Source organism: Vreelandella venusta (genome assembly GCF_007989605.1).
GTDB classification, from domain to species: Bacteria; Pseudomonadota; Gammaproteobacteria; order Pseudomonadales; family Halomonadaceae; genus Vreelandella; species Vreelandella venusta.
Genome location: NZ_BJUL01000037.1, coordinates 1 through 15831, shown reverse-complemented (window position 1 = coordinate 15831; position 15831 = coordinate 1). Strand labels below are relative to the sequence as shown.

The 15831-nt window shown below is 51.2% G+C and carries 8 protein-coding genes; all 8 read left to right on the top strand.

Annotated features, from left to right (window positions below):
* Nucleotides 1-192 precede the first annotated feature (192 nt).
* Nucleotides 193-1530 (top strand): phosphoglucosamine mutase, encoded by a 1338-nt coding sequence (gene glmM, locus HVE01_RS19300; protein ID WP_146945430.1) that lies wholly within the window; start codon nt 193-195, stop codon nt 1528-1530.
* A 46-nt stretch (nt 1531-1576) separates the two neighbouring features.
* Entirely contained in the window at nt 1577-3247 is a 1671-nt protein-coding gene (locus tag HVE01_RS19295) for a glycosyltransferase family 2 protein (protein WP_244973734.1), read from the top strand.
* 45 nt (nt 3248-3292) lie between these two features.
* On the top strand, nt 3293-4951 hold the full coding sequence (locus tag HVE01_RS19290) for a hypothetical protein (RefSeq protein WP_146945429.1): 1659 nt from the start codon (nt 3293-3295) through the stop codon (nt 4949-4951).
* Nucleotides 4951-8085 (top strand): glycosyltransferase, encoded by a 3135-nt coding sequence (locus HVE01_RS19285; RefSeq protein ID WP_146945428.1) that lies wholly within the window; start codon nt 4951-4953, stop codon nt 8083-8085. Before HVE01_RS19290 ends, HVE01_RS19285 begins: the two co-directional genes overlap by 1 nt.
* A gap of 161 nt (nt 8086-8246) precedes the next feature.
* A complete protein-coding gene (locus HVE01_RS19280) occupies nt 8247-9563 on the top strand; it encodes an alginate O-acetyltransferase AlgX-related protein (protein ID WP_244973733.1) in 1317 nt (438 codons plus the stop codon).
* A 36-nt stretch (nt 9564-9599) separates the two neighbouring features.
* Nucleotides 9600-11912 carry a glycosyltransferase family 2 protein gene (locus tag HVE01_RS19275; RefSeq protein WP_146945426.1) on the top strand — a complete coding sequence of 771 codons (2313 nt, stop codon included), beginning with the start codon at nt 9600-9602 and terminating at the stop codon, nt 11910-11912.
* 1047 nt (nt 11913-12959) lie between these two features.
* Nucleotides 12960-14597 (top strand): phosphoglucomutase (alpha-D-glucose-1,6-bisphosphate-dependent), encoded by a 1638-nt coding sequence (pgm, locus tag HVE01_RS19270; RefSeq protein WP_417863623.1) that lies wholly within the window; start codon nt 12960-12962, stop codon nt 14595-14597.
* 106 nt (nt 14598-14703) lie between these two features.
* Complete coding sequence (locus HVE01_RS19265; protein WP_146945425.1) at nt 14704-15558, top strand: UTP--glucose-1-phosphate uridylyltransferase; 855 nt, start codon at nt 14704-14706, stop codon at nt 15556-15558.
* Nucleotides 15559-15831 lie beyond the last annotated feature (273 nt).

The window sequence follows — 15831 nt, the reverse complement described above, 5'->3', positions numbered from 1 at the left end:
GGGGTTGTGGGTGGCTCGGGAATGACGTTTGTGTGGGTTCGGGAGCGCCGCGTGGCGTTCCCACTGTTCTGTCATTCCCGCATGCCCTTAGCGGGAATCCAGTTTGGTTCAGGCGTTCGGGAGTGACGGGGTTTTAAGACATCTCTCAACCTGTCTCGCGTATCACAATACTTTTTTTAATGGTTTGATTTTATGCGTAAATATTTTGGCACCGATGGTGTGCGTGGCCGTGTTGGCGAATTTCCTATGACTCCAGACTTCGCAATGAAGCTGGGGTGGGCCGCTGGCAAAGTGCTGGGGGCGGAAGGTATTAAAGAGGTATTGATTGGCAAGGATACCCGAGCCAGTGGCTATATGTTGGAGTCTGCGTTGGAAGCAGGCTTTTCAGCGGCGGGTGTTAATGTGGCTCTGGTCGGGCCACTGCCTACGCCGGGTGTCGCGTACCTTACTTCTACTTTCCGTGCAGATGCCGGGGTGGTCATCAGCGCTTCGCATAACCCGTTTGACGACAACGGTATCAAAATATTTGGGCAGGGGGGCTATAAGCTAACCGACGCTCAAGAGCAGGAAATTGAAAATAAGCTCCATATTGCTCTGGAAGGCGGTATGGAGTGCGTAAGTTCACAGGCACTAGGTAAAGCGCGCCGTGTAGACGATGCCGCTGGTCGTTACATTGAATACTGTAAAGCCGTACTGCCCAGCACATTAAGCTTGAGCGGGCTAAAAATTGTAGTGGATAGCGCGAATGGTGCTGGCTATAAAGTAGCGCCTGCGGTTTACAAAGAGTTAGGTGCTGAGGTTGTTAGTATTCATGACCAGCCTAACGGTGTGAACATTAATGCAGACTGTGGCGCGACTTCGATGCGCAGCCTATGCGCGGCAGTGCTAGAGCAAGAAGCCGACCTAGGTATCGCCTTGGATGGTGATGCCGATCGCCTGATGATGGTTGACCACACGGGAACCGTCGTTGATGGCGATGAGCTGCTGTTTTTGTTGGCTAAAGATGCCAAAGATGCCGGTTACACGGGTGGCGTTGTTGGCACTCAGATGAGCAACCTGGGGCTTGAGCAAGCATTGGCGGCGATTGAGGTTCCCTTTGTGCGTGCGAAAGTAGGTGACCGCTATGTAATGGAGCAGCTAAAAAATACAGGTTGGCGCTTAGGCGGGGAAGGTTCTGGGCATCTGTTAAGCTTAGATCATGCCTCTACTGGTGATGCGGTGATTGCATCTCTGCGTGTGCTTACTTCATTGCTGAACCAGGGCACCACGCTTTATAAGGCTAAGCAGGGGATGACGAAACTCCCGCAGACGTTAATTAACGTGCGTTTTGCTGCTAACGGAGGGCACGACCCACTGAGCACACCTTTGGTGAAGCAGGTGGTGGCTGATGTCGAGGCCAGTTTAGGTAGCCAAGGACGCGTTTTGCTGCGCAAATCGGGCACTGAGCCATTAATCAGGGTGATGGTAGAAGCGGTTGATGCTGAGCAGGCTCAGTCAAGTGCCCAGCAGATAGCAGATAGCTTGGTTTAGGTAATGTGATTTAGTTAGCTACTTGTTATTGATAAGGATATATCTTTTGCCCCTGTCTTCGACACCTGATCCTAGCAGCCAGCCAGAGCAACAAAAGCTTTCTCAAGCTATTGATGGCATTGAGCAAAGCCCTTGGTTTGATGCTGACTGGTATATGGCCCACTATCCTGATGTGGCGGCTTCTGGCATGTCGGCTGCTCAGCATTATTTGTTGTTTGGTGAGCCTTGGGGAAGGCAGGCAGGGCCCTGTTTTGACTCGCAGTTTTATCTTAAAAACAATCAGGATGTTGCTAATGCGGGCGTTAGCCCCTTACTGCATTTTACTCATAATGGTGCAAAGGAGGGGCGTTGGCCGCCTGTCCAACTGCGCTCACAGCAACATGAAGAGCGGCTTTGGCAAGGGCTCGATAGTACGTCGCAGTTGATCAGTTTGAAGGACTTGCTTGCGCATCAAAACTCCTGGGAAGCCAGTTATGCAGCCTGGGCGTTGGGACGTTGGTATGCGTGGCAAGGCGAGTGGCAGCAGTGCGCTGACGTTTTGGCTAGCCGTCACTGGCTGGCGGATATAAAGCCCGCAACGGCAGCTCCTTTGTTACTGGAAATAGATGCCTTAACGAACACCGGTGAATTGGTGACTGCTTGGCAACGTGCTCAACAGTTGGAGCAGGCGTTTCCCCGTTATCCAGATACCCAGTTGGCATTGGCGAACATACTCGCTGCCCAGGCCAATCTGTATATGTCTGACGAGCCGATAGCGTCCTCTTCTTCACAGGCGGCGGCGTTAAGCGAACAGCAGCGATTGCAGCACATTAACAACTTATACCGTGCTGCTAATCTTTGCCCGCTTATTTTTAAAGACCCCTGCCAGCCCCTCACAATGGATAATTTGACCGTTGATCACCAAGCATTGGGGAACATTACTGCCACTGTTGCGTCGGAATTAGTCAGCATTATCATGCCGTTGTTTAATGCCCAGGAGCACCTAGCAACCGCTTTGCAAAGTTTAGCCGAGCAAAGTTATCGGCGGTTGGAGGTGATCGTGGTTGATGATGCTTCTACCGATGGCTCATTAGACGTTGCGATGGCGTTTAGCCAGCAGGATGAGCGCTTTACGGTGATCTCTCAGCCGCGTAATCAGGGGGCGTACGCAGCGCGAAATCGTGGATTAGCTGTCGCTAAAGGTGCGTTTATTACCGTACATGATAGCGATGACTGGTCTCACCCACAAAAATTGGCGCAGCAAGTTGCTGGTTTGCAAGGTCACCCCGAATGGAAAGCGTGTTTTAGTGATTGGGTGCGTTGCTCGACTAATATGCTGTTCAATCGTTGGCGCCTTGAGGCGCTGGATGGCTGGATTTATCGAAATACATCATCGTTTATGTTTCGGCGCGAGGTTGTTGATCAGTTAGGTTTTTGGGATGTTGTTAAAGTGGATGCGGATACTGAGTATTTTCAGCGTATTGTCGCGGCTTTTGGCAGTAAGGCGATAGGTACGGTTGGAAGGGGCACGCCGTTATCGTTTGGGCGTAGTCTACCGACATCACTCAGCCAAGCGGGGCCTACGCATTTAGTTACCCAGTTTAACGGGGTACGTCATAGCTATCGTCAGGCGGCGGCTCAATGGCATGCCAGGGCCAAGCAGCCCAGCGACCTTTATATGCCAGCCCACCCCGATGTCCGCCCCTTTGAAGCACCTGCCGCCAATCTGCCCAGTTAAACTGGCGACATTGCGATTTAACGCGTTTGTTATTAGGAAAATACCGTGAGCCAATATTCTCAATCGCCTACCAAAAATACTGCGCATGAGCTGGCTATTCAGCCTTCTATTAGCGCATTGGCTCAGGGTTCCATGTTTTGGCAACCTGAGTACCGTCAGACGTCGCCGTGGCTGGAACACTTGCCTTTTCTGTTTTGGTTGGTCGAGGCCTTAAAGCCAACTAGCTCGGTCGGTATTGAGGTTGACTTGGTATCGCATTTCGCTGTGTGTCAAGCTGTTTCCAGGCTTCGCTTAGGTGGTAATAGCTATGTCATTGGCGAGGCTAACGTTGGGCAGGTTCATGATTTAACTGAACAAACGGTAGATAAGTATGCCGGTATTAGCCAGTGGTTAAAGGCCAGCCCTCTACAGGCGGTACAGCAGTTTAATGAGCACTCAATTGATCTTCTATTGCTCAATATTGCGCCGCAAGACGAAAGCATCGACGACCTAATTGACCGTTGGGTACCACGCCTTTCCAGTAAAGGCGTTATCTTAATGCCCGGCATCGCTCGACGCGAACCTGGTTGCCAGACCTTCCGTGCTTTTGAAGTGCTTGCTGCTCGTTATCCTCATTTAGCGTTTTATCATGGTGCTGGTTTGGGATTATTAGCGGTGGGCGATGATTTGCCACCGTTGGTGCATGACCTGTTAGGGGCGCTTGAGTCGGCGAGTGCTGCTCGGGAGGTGCAGGATGTATTTGGTCGCCTAGGATGCAGTTGCCTGGACAAAGTCACTATCCAGGAGCAACAGGCGCTGATACACCAGTTCGAGACGCGTTTAAAAGATAAAGCCGATGAGTTAACGACCGCTCAGAATCTCGCTGAAACGCTAAACCAGCAGCAAGCTCAATTTGCGCACGAGCATGAAGCGCGCATTACAAGCCTTACTGAGCAACTTCTAGGTAAAAAACAAGCGTTAGCAGAGAAACAGCACCAAGTCGTTCAATTAACTGATCGCCTACAGGCTCAAAAATATTCCTTGGAAGCCCGCTTTAATGAGTTGGCCGAGCTCACCCGTAAACAACAGGGCTGCGAGCGCGACTTGAGTGAGGCGCAGCATGCACTGCAGAGGCTTAACGATCAGCTCAACACTAATCAACGCCAGTATGAGCAAGAGCTGCAGACGCTTAACGATCAGTTGAAGGCTAATGAGCTTCAGCGTGAGCAACTGGCGCGTGAACTGAAGACAGCTGAGCAGGCAGCGGCTGAAAACTTCGATATACAGGCGCAGCAAACGGTTGAGATTGAGCGCCAGAACCGTGAGTTGGCTCAATTGGTAAACCTGCTGGAGGCGGGGCGTTTGCCATCTGAGGCATCGTCGCAACAAGGAACGTTGGCAGACAACAGTGTTGCTGCGAAGGGCGCTAAACTTTCAAGGTGGGCGATTAATCGCCAGGTTAAGCTTATTAGGAAAAGCCCGTGGTTCGATGCCAAGTGGTATTTGGCACACAATCCAGATGTTGCTCAAGATCGCAAAATGGCGAAAAACCCGGCTCGTCACTATTTGCTGTTGGGGGGATTTGAAGGGCGTAATCCAAGCCCAGCGTTTGATTCTGCATATTATCTTGAGCGTAACCCCGATGTGGCAGAAACTGGGATGAATCCACTAGTGCACTATCTTAAGTTTGGTGAAAAAGAGCAACGTAGTATCAAGAGGTTGTGATGAGAGACGTTAATCGTACGTTGCTAAAAAAGCACGAGCTAGGAAATGCTGCGTTTAATAACACCGAGGCTTTAGCTGCCGAGTTGTTGAAGGCTAAGTTATTCGACGCAGGGTGGTATGCGAGCCGCTACCCCGATACTCATTACAGTCAACTTTCTCCGCTAGGGCACTTTACACGTTATGGCTGGGCGTTGGGTCGTTGTCCTGGGCCTGGCTTTGATCCTAATGAGTACTGCCGCCGCTATCCCGATGTTATTGCATCGGGGCTAGATCCATTACTGCACTATCTTCGGCATGGCCAAGAGGAAGGGCGGCAGGCGTTAGTCCAAGACAGGTACGCTCGCCTTAAGCCATCCCTGGCAGTTGTAGTGCATGCATATCATCTTGATTTGGTGGCGTTGCTGGGGGAGCGGCTCGCTTTCTTTAGCGAGCCTTTTGATTTGTTTATTACAACACCCCATGCGCCAGATACGCCTGAGATTGTTGCTTTACAGCAGCGCTTTCCTGGCGCTGAGGTAGTGTGTTGCCCTAACCGTGGACGCGATATCGCGCCATTTCTCCAGCTGTTACCTAGTTTGCAACGCTATGATTGGTGCTTGAAGTTACATACCAAACAGGGCGTAACGGCTGTCGCGAAGCAGTGGCGTGACGCATTGCTGGAAAGTGTGCTGCCCGCCGCTGACGACTTGCGAAACTTGGTTGCTTATCTTCGTCGTGACTCGAGCTTACGGTTGGCTGGCCCGCGTCAGCTATTTATGAGCCAGCAGGCTATGCAGTTTGGTAATCGGCCTTGGTTAGAGAAATTGTGTCCTCAGCTGGGAGTTCCACTGCACGAAGATTGGGGCTTTTTTGCCGGTAGTATGTTTTGGTTCCGTCCGCAGGCATTGGCGGACGTCGCTTCGTTGGCAAACACGTTAACATTTGAGCCGGAGTCTGGTGCTCAGGATGGGCAGTTGGCCCATGCCTTGGAACGTTTGGTGGGGGGCGTTACTGTTCCCCAAGCTGAACGTGTTGTGCTGCTGGGACATGATGCTTCCGGCCGGTTTGACATCCAGCGCTGGCAGCAGGGAATGCCGTTAGAAACCACCATGCCTTCGCGGCTACTGGCGGCCTCAGCTACATCGGCTCCTGCCGCTGTGAAAGCATCTGCGACAGTATCTGCAACTCAGTCGTTGGCAGGTGACCTTAACCTAGGGGCAGGCACGGCTATTCGTGGTTGGCTAGCTGATCGCAACAGTAGTGAACCGCGAGCGGTAGTCATCCGCATTGATGGTCGCCATGAAATTGAGGTGTTAGCTAACCAATTTCGTATTGATCTGCTTGAAAATGGCCTGCATGAAGGGCGGCACTCCTTCGAGGCTTATCCGCCGGTTGAGCTGGTCGATGGTCAACGGCACTCCATTGAGCTGCTGGATGCATTGACTCGTCAGCCGGTGGCGAGTGGCGATGCTTGCTGGGCGTTTAAGCGCTCATTTAGTGATTTTGCGGGCTATCTCTCGCATGGGGTGGTTGACCCCTATTTACCACGTCCTTTTCGTGAAGCTGATAAACGCTGTTTAGCCACTATGGAAAATGTGGCAGATGCGTTGGTTCGTGAGGCGCAGTCACTCGAAGCCCCGCCGCTGGTGTCTATTGTGATGCCGTGTTTTAACCGACTCGATACTATTGAAGCGGCGGTAGACTCGGTGCGCGGTCAAGTGTATGCCAATTGGGAACTGCTGTTAGTGGATGATGGCAGTACCGACGGAACACGCGAGTGGTGCGATCAGCAAGCCGCTGAAGATACACGCATTCAGGTGATAGCGTTAGGCAACAATAGCGGGGTTTCTGTGGCTCGCAACCAAGGCTTGGCTGCGGCAAACGGAGACTATATTGCTTACTTAGATTCTGATAATGCCTGGGATCCTCGCTATTTGGCGGCGATGGTTGCCGCGTTTGGTCGCGAACCGACGGCACAAGCGCTGTACTCCGGGTTGTATCATTACTCTGGAGATACCACCGAGCCGGCGGGGGTGCTGTTTGGGCCTTTGAATCGTGCTTTATTGTTCAACAAAAACTATGTGGATCTTAATGCTTTTTGCCATACGCGTGCCGCTTATGAGCGCTGTGGCGGTTTTGATGAAACGCTACCAAGGTTTGTCGATTGGGACCTGATTCGTCGTTATAGCCAGCTCTTACGCCTCTGTTCGGTGCCTGTCGTTTTGACCCACTATTACTACGGCCGTGCCACCAACACGCTAACGTCGAACACCGCCTATATTGGCTATTTAGAGCAAGTGCGCGAGGCAACAGGGCACCAGTGGTCCTCGACTGCGTCATCAGAGCTAAGTCGAGGGGTGTCAGTGATCATCCCTAGCTATGAGTCACTAGAAGACCTACGCGACTGCTTGGTGAGCCTGGAGGCATTGGCGCTTGGTGAAAAACTGGAGGTGATTGTTGTTGATAATGATTCGTCACCCCCGGTCAAAACCTTCCTGGAAGAGGCTCAGGCAGCAGGGCGGCTGAAGGCGATTTTTAATACCTGTAACTATGGTTTTACTCATGCAGTTAACTTGGGCATGGCTGCGGCTAACTCAGAGCACGATTTGATATTGCTTAACAATGACGCTCAAGTTGAGCCGGGGGCGCTGGAAACCATGCAACAGGCCGCCCGGCAGCTACCTGAGTGTGGTTTGGTGGTGCCTCAGCAAATTCTGCCAGGTGGCACGCCAACCCTCACTACACATGTTCCATATGCCGATGCTGAACAGCCCTGCGATGTTAACTTGTCGTCTCATCATGGCAATATACTGACGCCACCCCTATTGCATGATGGCCGAGTAGTAGAAATCACTTTTGCGCCGTTCTTTTGTGTTTATATTCCCCGAGAAACGTACGTGCGTGCTGGCCCGCTGGATGCTCAGTTTGGTCGACACTATCGCTCTGATCGTATCTATTGTGATGTGGTGCGGCATTTGCTTGGCTTACGTATTTATCACGTTAGTGATGCGTGCGTAGTACATAAGCTACAGAAATCTACACGCGTACTTTCAGGCCGCTCCAATAGCGAATTCGATTTGATGTTTAAAAAGAACCAGTGGGACGAATCCACGCGTCGCTCCTTAGGTTTCCGTAAAGCGGTTTGGGATAATTGAAGGCTAAGTGACTTAGCCGCTTGATATGGATGGTTTGATTGAGAATTTTCGAAAATGCTTGTGATGATTCTGAGCGTAAAAGCAAGCCTTTAAGCCTTCGGCTAGCACGTTTTGTTAAGCGTCTATTAGGACAGAAAAGCACTGCTTTCAGTGAGTTTGGAGTGCGGTGGCATCTGGATTTTCCTGACCCTAGGCGCCCTGTTTGGTTTCTTCCTGGTGGGCGTGTTGTTCAGGGCTGGATAGTGTTGCCTGAGAATTTAGCCGAGACGCTTTCTGACGTGCGTATTGTTGCTCAGTGGCAGCCTGAATTTGAATTATGTCACCCGTTGGACATTGATCGTCCGGATGTTGTTGAGAAAATTGTCTCTGCGCCTATGGAGGAGGCAGCGCAGCGCGTAGGCGGCTTTCGTTTCACTGTCCCCCCTATGCTAGCCAGCTTTCGTTTAATGTTAGTGCTTGAAGGCGAGTCCTGGCTGTTGAGGGAAATACGCTTAGATATCGGCAATGATGATTGTGGCCAACAGCTGAAAGTTCTGGAAGGAAAGCAGGGCTGGCTGTTTTTGGATAACGACACGAATGGTAGCGTCGACCAGTTTATGGGGCGCATGCGTCTTACCAAGTCAGGTTTAGAAGGGTGGGATGATTATCTGCATCAGCTTGAAAATGTCGCTGACGGTCTTCCTTGGGCGTTGTTGGTGGCGCCTTCTAAAGAGAGCGTGATGGGCGCGAATTATCATCCTCGGCAAGAGGGCGCTTCAGGCCCTATGCACCAACTGCTGACTCTTGATGTCTCCAAAGACGTTGTTTATCCGGTCGATGAGTTAAAGGCGTTGGGTGATAGGGCTTTTATACCAACCGATACTCACTGGACCAATGAAGGGGCTTTGGCTGCGACGCTAGCGTTAGTGGCTAAGCTAGGGGTCGATGAAAACGCCTGCCGTGAGCTTTTTAAAAACGACCGTTATAAAAGCAAAACCATGTCTGGCGATCTTGGCAATAAGCTAACCCCCAATAAGACGTCTAGCGTTGATGTGCTGGTTTCCTTTGGCTACGCTCGCTACAAGACCTACGACAACGGCTTGCCCAACTTTGGCCGATTGCTGGTGGTTGAGTATCCCGAGGCCCTGATGGCAGGCACGTGTTTGATTTTCGGCTCTTCCTCTAGTTACTCCATGTTTAACTATTTATGCCGTGTGTTTCAGCGCATTGTGTTTGTGCATAGCGCGGGTAATGTGGATCCAGACCTAGTAAAAGCGGTTGCTCCAGCGTATTTAGCAACCCAGACGAATGCTCGTTTTGTGGTGCAGATTCCAACGGTTGCCCATAGTTTGGATAAGGTGATTCATCAAAAGTGTGCACAGCTGGATGAGAAGGCGTTTGAAGGCGTTCGTGAAAAGCGTATCATCGCATCAGATGAATACCTTCAAACCTTGGGGCTGCTGCGTTGGGAACAGATTGCCAGTAGCCATCTTGTGTAAGTGTTGCCTTGGTAACGGAATGGGTTAAGGATGGCGATGAGGCAGCATATTGTCGGTTTAAAAGAAATGATGGCTGCCATTGGGAGGCACAGCGCTGTGCCTCCTTTCTGGCGGCGTCATCCCACTATTCGTGTGGCAGCTGCACCTGCTTTTAAAAGCGAAGCAGCAGCAAAGGTCAATACGCCCGTAAAGGCAAGTACCTACTGTGTTAGTGATGGAGAAAAACCTCTTCCCGGCTGGAATATGCTGGAGCTGGATGGGCTAGGCTCAGATGCCCACGGCGCGGCCACGATTCTTTTTTATACTCGTAAAGGCATTATCGAAACATCGGTATCGCTGCGCCCTGGTAAGACCACTAAGCGAATTCTTTGGGTGCCGCTTGGGGTTAAAAAAATTGCGTTTTCGTTTCTAGCCAGTGAAGCTGCGTTGGCAAACCTAACGGCAGAGTGGGTGTGGTTAACACCCTGGTTCGCCCGGAGCCGTTTGGCGCGACGCTTGATCAATAACCACGCTAGTTTCAAAGGCATGAGAACGCGTGACGTTGTGCGGCACTTTCACATTGAGTCTGTGGCTCAAGGGTGCAATTGGCGTCGAATTGCCTTGGCGGAATATAACCAAACCCACGCAAAGCAACATGTGTCTGAAGATTATGCGCGTTGGGTAAGTACCACCGAGAAAGAGGCTGTGGAAGACCCACAAGCGCTTATTGCGAGCTTGAAAACAGCGCCGCTGTTCTCGATTATCATGCCTGTTACGCTGAGTGATTTAGAGTACGGCGAAGCGCCTTTCATTGCCACCATTAACTCTTTAAAAGCACAAAGTTACTTTTTTTGGGAAGTCTTTATTGTGCTTTCCGCTGAGATTACCGATGCGCAGCGAAAAGCATTAGAGCGTTATATTCCGACCACTAGCCGTATCAACTTGATCCATAGTTATCATCGCACCTTGGCAAAGTTAGACCATCAGGGGTTTATTCAAACCCAGGGCGATGGGGTCATGCGGATTAGCTGTGGCGATCAGTTAGCGAAGGAAGCGTTGTGCCAACTGGCAAAAGCCTGGAATGATCATCCTGAAGCACAACTGTTTTATAGTGATGAAGATGTACTGGGAGCAAATGGTAAGCGTTGCAAGCCAAATTTCAAGCCTGGCTGGAATCCAGATTTGTTGCTTTCGACCAACTACATTGGTCGAGTAGCGCTATATAAACGGCGGTTGCTATGGCAGTTGGAGTCTGAGCAGACGGATCTACTCTCTCACTTAACCAGCCGAGCTGCGGTTGATTATGCGCTGGCGCTCACTTTTATGATGTGGAAAGTGACTCACGGCAATGAAAAGTCGGTGTGCCACTTGCCTGCCATGCTGTATCACCGTAGTGAAGACTTTCCTCATCCGCTTCACCAGCAAGATGCTATTTCGTTGGTCAGCAGCGTATTGAAGCAGCACGTGGTTAGTGCAAAAGCGGTAGTACATCCGGGTTTGTTGGAAGGCTCAGTGCGAATTGAGTGGCCAATTCCTAATCCCGCGCCGTTAGTGAGCTTATTAGTGCCTACTCGCAATGGCGTTGATATTTTGCGACCGTGTGTGGATGCCATTTTAGAGCGCACTGCCTACTCCCATTTTGAGCTGTTGATTCTGGATAACCAGAGTGACTGCCCTGAAACCATTGCTTACATGGAAGCGGTGGCCAAGCGCGATCCGCGTGTTCGAGTATTGCATTGGGATCATCCGTTTAACTACTCTGCGATTAATAATTTTGGCGCGGCACACTCCCATGGCAGCATCATTGGTTTGATTAATAATGATGTGGAGCCGGTAAATGAGCATTGGTTGACCGAGATGGTAAGTCAGGCCTGCCGCTCTGAAATTGGCTGTGTCGGGGCCAAGCTCTACTACCCAAACGGTATGCTGCAGCATGGTGGGGTAATACTTGGTTTGGGAGACGTAGCAGGTCATGCGCATCGCTTCTTCCCACGTGAAAGTGATGGTTACGCGGGGCGTTTGAAGTTGGTTCAGAACTTATCTGCGGTGACCGCTGCTTGCTTGCTGCTGCGCAAGAATGTGTTCAATAACGTAGGCGGCTTAAATGAAAAGAAACTCAGCGTTGCCTATAACGATGTTGATTTGTGCTTAAAGGTTAGGCAAGCAGGCTACCGTAACTTATGGTCGCCGTTTGCTGAACTTTACCACCATGAGTCTATCTCTCGCGGTGCCGACGATACACCGACTAAACGCGCCCGCTGGCTGAGTGAAGTTGCTTATATGCGCCGTACCTGGGGAAAGCACCTAGACAGCGATCCCGCTTACAATCCCAATTTAACGCTTGTGCATGAAGATTTTTCGCTCAAGTGAGGGGGGAGAGTGAGGCGTTGCCACACGCATTGGGTCGTGCTTAGCGATGGAGGCCTGCCCACTGAAGATATCTACTTTTTCGAGTCTGCCGCTCCGGTAATACGAAACCAGGGGGGAGCGGCTGAGCGTGTTGTCGCTTCGCGCTCTTTCGGTGCAGCGTGGCGTCATGGCCGCTCTTTTTTACACCACTATGCTGGTGCAAATGTGTTGCTATGCCGCTCGCTGCCGTTGAGCTGGCTGCGCTGGCTTGAGCGGCATCGCCAAGCATTTGGCTATATTGGTTATCTAATTGACGATGATATTGAGGCGGCCGCCAACGACCCCACACTGCCGCCAGCTTACCGAAAGCGTTTGGCGCGCGTTGCTAAGCTTCAGCCCCGCTTGGTGGCATTGAGCAACGAAGTCATTGCTTGCAGCGCGGTGTTGGCTGAGCGTTTTCGTCCTCTTCACCGCTGCGTGTCTGTATTAACGCCACCTCTTATCGCTACGCTGCCCGTAAAGACCCACTTTGAGTCATCTCCCTCATCCTCAGCACCGTGGCGAATTGGTTTTCACGGTACTCGAGCGCACCTGAATGACTTAATGCACATTGCACCTGCATTGCAGGCTATTCAGCAAACTCGCAACGACACACAGCTTGAGCTGATGCTGGGTAAGCATGCTCCAAAAGCCTTGGTAGAATTACCTAATGTTTTGGCACCAGACCCACTGCCTTGGCACGCTTTTCGCAATTATCAGGCTAAGTGCCAGTTGCACATTGGTTTGGCGCCGTTGTTAAACACACCCTTTAATCAGGGCAAGTCATTTATTAAGTTTCTCGATATTGCTGCCATGGGCGGAGTGGGTATCTATTCAAACCGCTACCCTTATACCGAGGTGGTTAGGCATGAAGTTAATGGGCTGTTGGTAGAAGATTCACCGCAGGCATGGCAGGCTGCCATCGAGCAGTTACTTAATGATCCAGTCGCGACGGTTACAATGGCGCAGCAGGCCGCAAAAGATGCCAGTGACATCGGTGATCCGCAGCGTGCACTAAGGTTTTGGCAGGTGCGTGCGGACCAGCCAAATATTAATCAGGGAGCAAATAGGATGGATGCCAACGTTAAGGCGTTTTTTGATGAAACCCCGGATGCCAACATTGCCAAAGAGCGGGTGGCATTCGGAACCTCAGGTCACCGAGGACGTGCCACCGATCGCACCTTTAACGCTGCGCACATTTTTGCGATTACTCAAGCGGTGGTGGATTACCGCTCTGAGGCAGGCTATCAAGGCCCTATGTTCCTTGGTTACGACACTCATGCACTTTCAAAGCCTGCATGGGAGTGTGCGTTGCGTGTGTTGGCCGCCAATAAGGTATCTGTATTCATTGAAAAAGATAATGGTATTACGGCCACGCCATTGGTCAGTCGAGCAATTTTGCAGCATAACCAACTCAATCATCAGGCAACACCAGACACTGCGTTGGCCGATGGCTTGATTATTACCCCTTCCCATAATCCACCTGAAGATGGCGGTATAAAGTACAACCCGTCGCATGGCGGGCCAGCGGATACCGAAGCAACGAAATGGATTGAACTGCGTGCTAATGCCTATTTGCTACGTCAGTTATGTGATATTTCGCTGGTGCCCTTAGAGCAGGCGCTGGCGCATGCACAAGCGTATGATTTTACTGCTCACTATGTAGCTCAGTTGGGCGACGTAGTGGACATGGCTGCTATCCAAAAAGCTAATCTCACTCTTGGCGTTGACCCCATGGGTGGAACAGCGCTGCCAGTATGGCAGGCAGTGGCTGAACACTATGGCTTGAACCTTGAGGTGGTCAATACATCAACAGATGCTAGTTTCGATTTTATGCCGTTGGACCATGACGGCAAGATTCGTATGGACTGTTCTAGCCCTGATGCCATGGCTAATCTGTTAAAGATTAAGGATCGCTTTGATCTCGCTTTTGGCAACGATCCTGACGCTGATCGCCACGGCATTGTGGATGCCAATGGCTTAATGAATCCAAACCACTTTTTAGCGGTATGCGTGGATTATTTGATTGGCCATCGCTCTGAATGGGCGGAAACGCTCAATATCGGTAAGACGCTGGTGTCTTCTTCAATGATTGATAGGGTTGTGGCTGCCCATCAGCGTGAACTTTATGAAGTGCCGGTGGGTTTTAAGTGGTTTGTTGAAGGGCTGCACGATGGCTGGCTCGCCTTCGGTGGTGAAGAGAGTGCTGGCGCGAGCTTGTTAACGCGCAATGGGAAGGCTTGGTCTACTGATAAAGACGGCATTGCGCTTTGCTTGTTAGCGGCTGAAATCACTGCGGTCACCGGGAAAACGCCCAGCGAGTACTACCGTGCATTAACCGAACGCTTCGGCGAGCCATTCTACAAGCGCGTTGACACTGCCTGTACAGCTGCAGAAAAAGCCGCTTTTAAAAAGCTTACTGCGGACAGTGTTACGGAAACCACGTTAGCCGGTGATCCGATCACCGCGGTATTGGTTAATGCCCCCGGCAACGGCGCAGCTATTGGTGGTTTGAAGGTGGTGACTGACAACGGCTGGTTTGCTGCCCGCCCCAGTGGTACTGAATCGCTCTATAAAGTATACGCTGAAAGCTTCAAGGGCCCGCAGCATTTAGACGAGTTAATTGAAAGCGCTTCTGCACTGCTATCTAGCGTACTAAAAGGGTAAGTGTGGCTTTCGCTGATTACTAGCGAGAGTTGTTAAATATTTAATTTATCGGTTTTGCAGTGCGAGGTAAGCCCACAGCGCACCCGCAATAGAAAGGACGTTAATGATGACCCAAGTGCGTAAAGCGATTATTCCGGTAGCCGGTTTTGGCACACGCCTGTTACCCATTAGCAAAGCGATTCCCAAGGAAATGGTGCCCGTTGTGGATCGTCCGCTCATTCAACACGTGGTGGAAGAAGCGCTGGCGGCGGGTGTTAATGAAATCATTCTGGTAACTCGAGCTGGAAAGTCTGCGATTGAAGACCATTTCGATGCTCACTTTGAACTTGAGCACTCATTGGCCAGTAAGGGCAAAGATGCATTATTGGAAACACTGTCTGCTATTTCTCCTAAAAAGCTCAAAGTGACCAGCGTTCGCCAACCAAACGCAAAAGGCTTGGGCCATGCGATTTTTTGTGCCGCGCATCTGTTAGACAAAGACGAGCCGTTTGCCGTCATCCTTCCTGATGTGCTGGTGAAGCCACAAGTTGGCAGTGCGGCTTGTGATTTGGGCAGCATGGTAGAGCGTTGGGCTACAAATAACGCTTCGCAAATCATGGTGGAAGCGGTGCCTAAGGAAGACGTTTACCGTTACGGCATTGTGGACTGTGATGAGCCTGCTGCCGGTGAGAGCGCCAATATGCGCGGTGTGGTAGAGAAACCCGCGCCCGAAGATGCGCCTTCACGCCTTTCGGTTATTGGCCGCTATGTGCTGCCATATCGCATCATGGAGCTGCTACGTGACCAACCACCTGGTGCGGGTAATGAAATTCAGCTGACGGATGCTATCGACCGTTTGATGCAGGAAGGCAAAACCGTGCAGGCGTTCCGTATGCATGGCCGCACCTTTGACTGTGGTCACATTGAAGGCTGGCTAAAAGCTAACACGACGCTCGCCCGGGAAGCAGGTTACGACGTGTAAAGTTAGAAAGAACCGTATCAGTAAATAAAGCCGCTCAGTTCATACTGCAGCGGCTTTTTTTTGCCGTTAACACCAGACGCTGCACCGTTTTCTCGCGTGTTGTTGACTCGTCGCGGGTGCCTTATTCGCTCGTTCCTCGCGAGATTCGTTACGCCGCGCTACGGTAATTGCCGTAGGCTGATTTAGTGGTTTTGTAGCGCGGTGTAAGCGTCAGCGCACCCGCGGGGGAGTATGGAACATTGCATCCGTAGCTACGGGGTGCCTCATTCGCTC

Bases quoted from the DNA above. Each gene is read 5' to 3' on its own strand.
- glmM (WP_146945430.1), top strand. From the start codon at position 193: ATGCGTAAATATTTTGGCACCGATGGTGTGCGTGGCCGTGTTGGCGAA.
- HVE01_RS19275 (WP_146945426.1), top strand. From the start codon at position 9,600: ATGAGGCAGCATATTGTCGGTTTAAAAGAAATGATGGCTGCCATTGGG.
- HVE01_RS19265 (WP_146945425.1), top strand. From the start codon at position 14,704: ATGACCCAAGTGCGTAAAGCGATTATTCCGGTAGCCGGTTTTGGCACA.
- HVE01_RS19285 (WP_146945428.1), top strand. From the start codon at position 4,951: ATGAGAGACGTTAATCGTACGTTGCTAAAAAAGCACGAGCTAGGAAAT.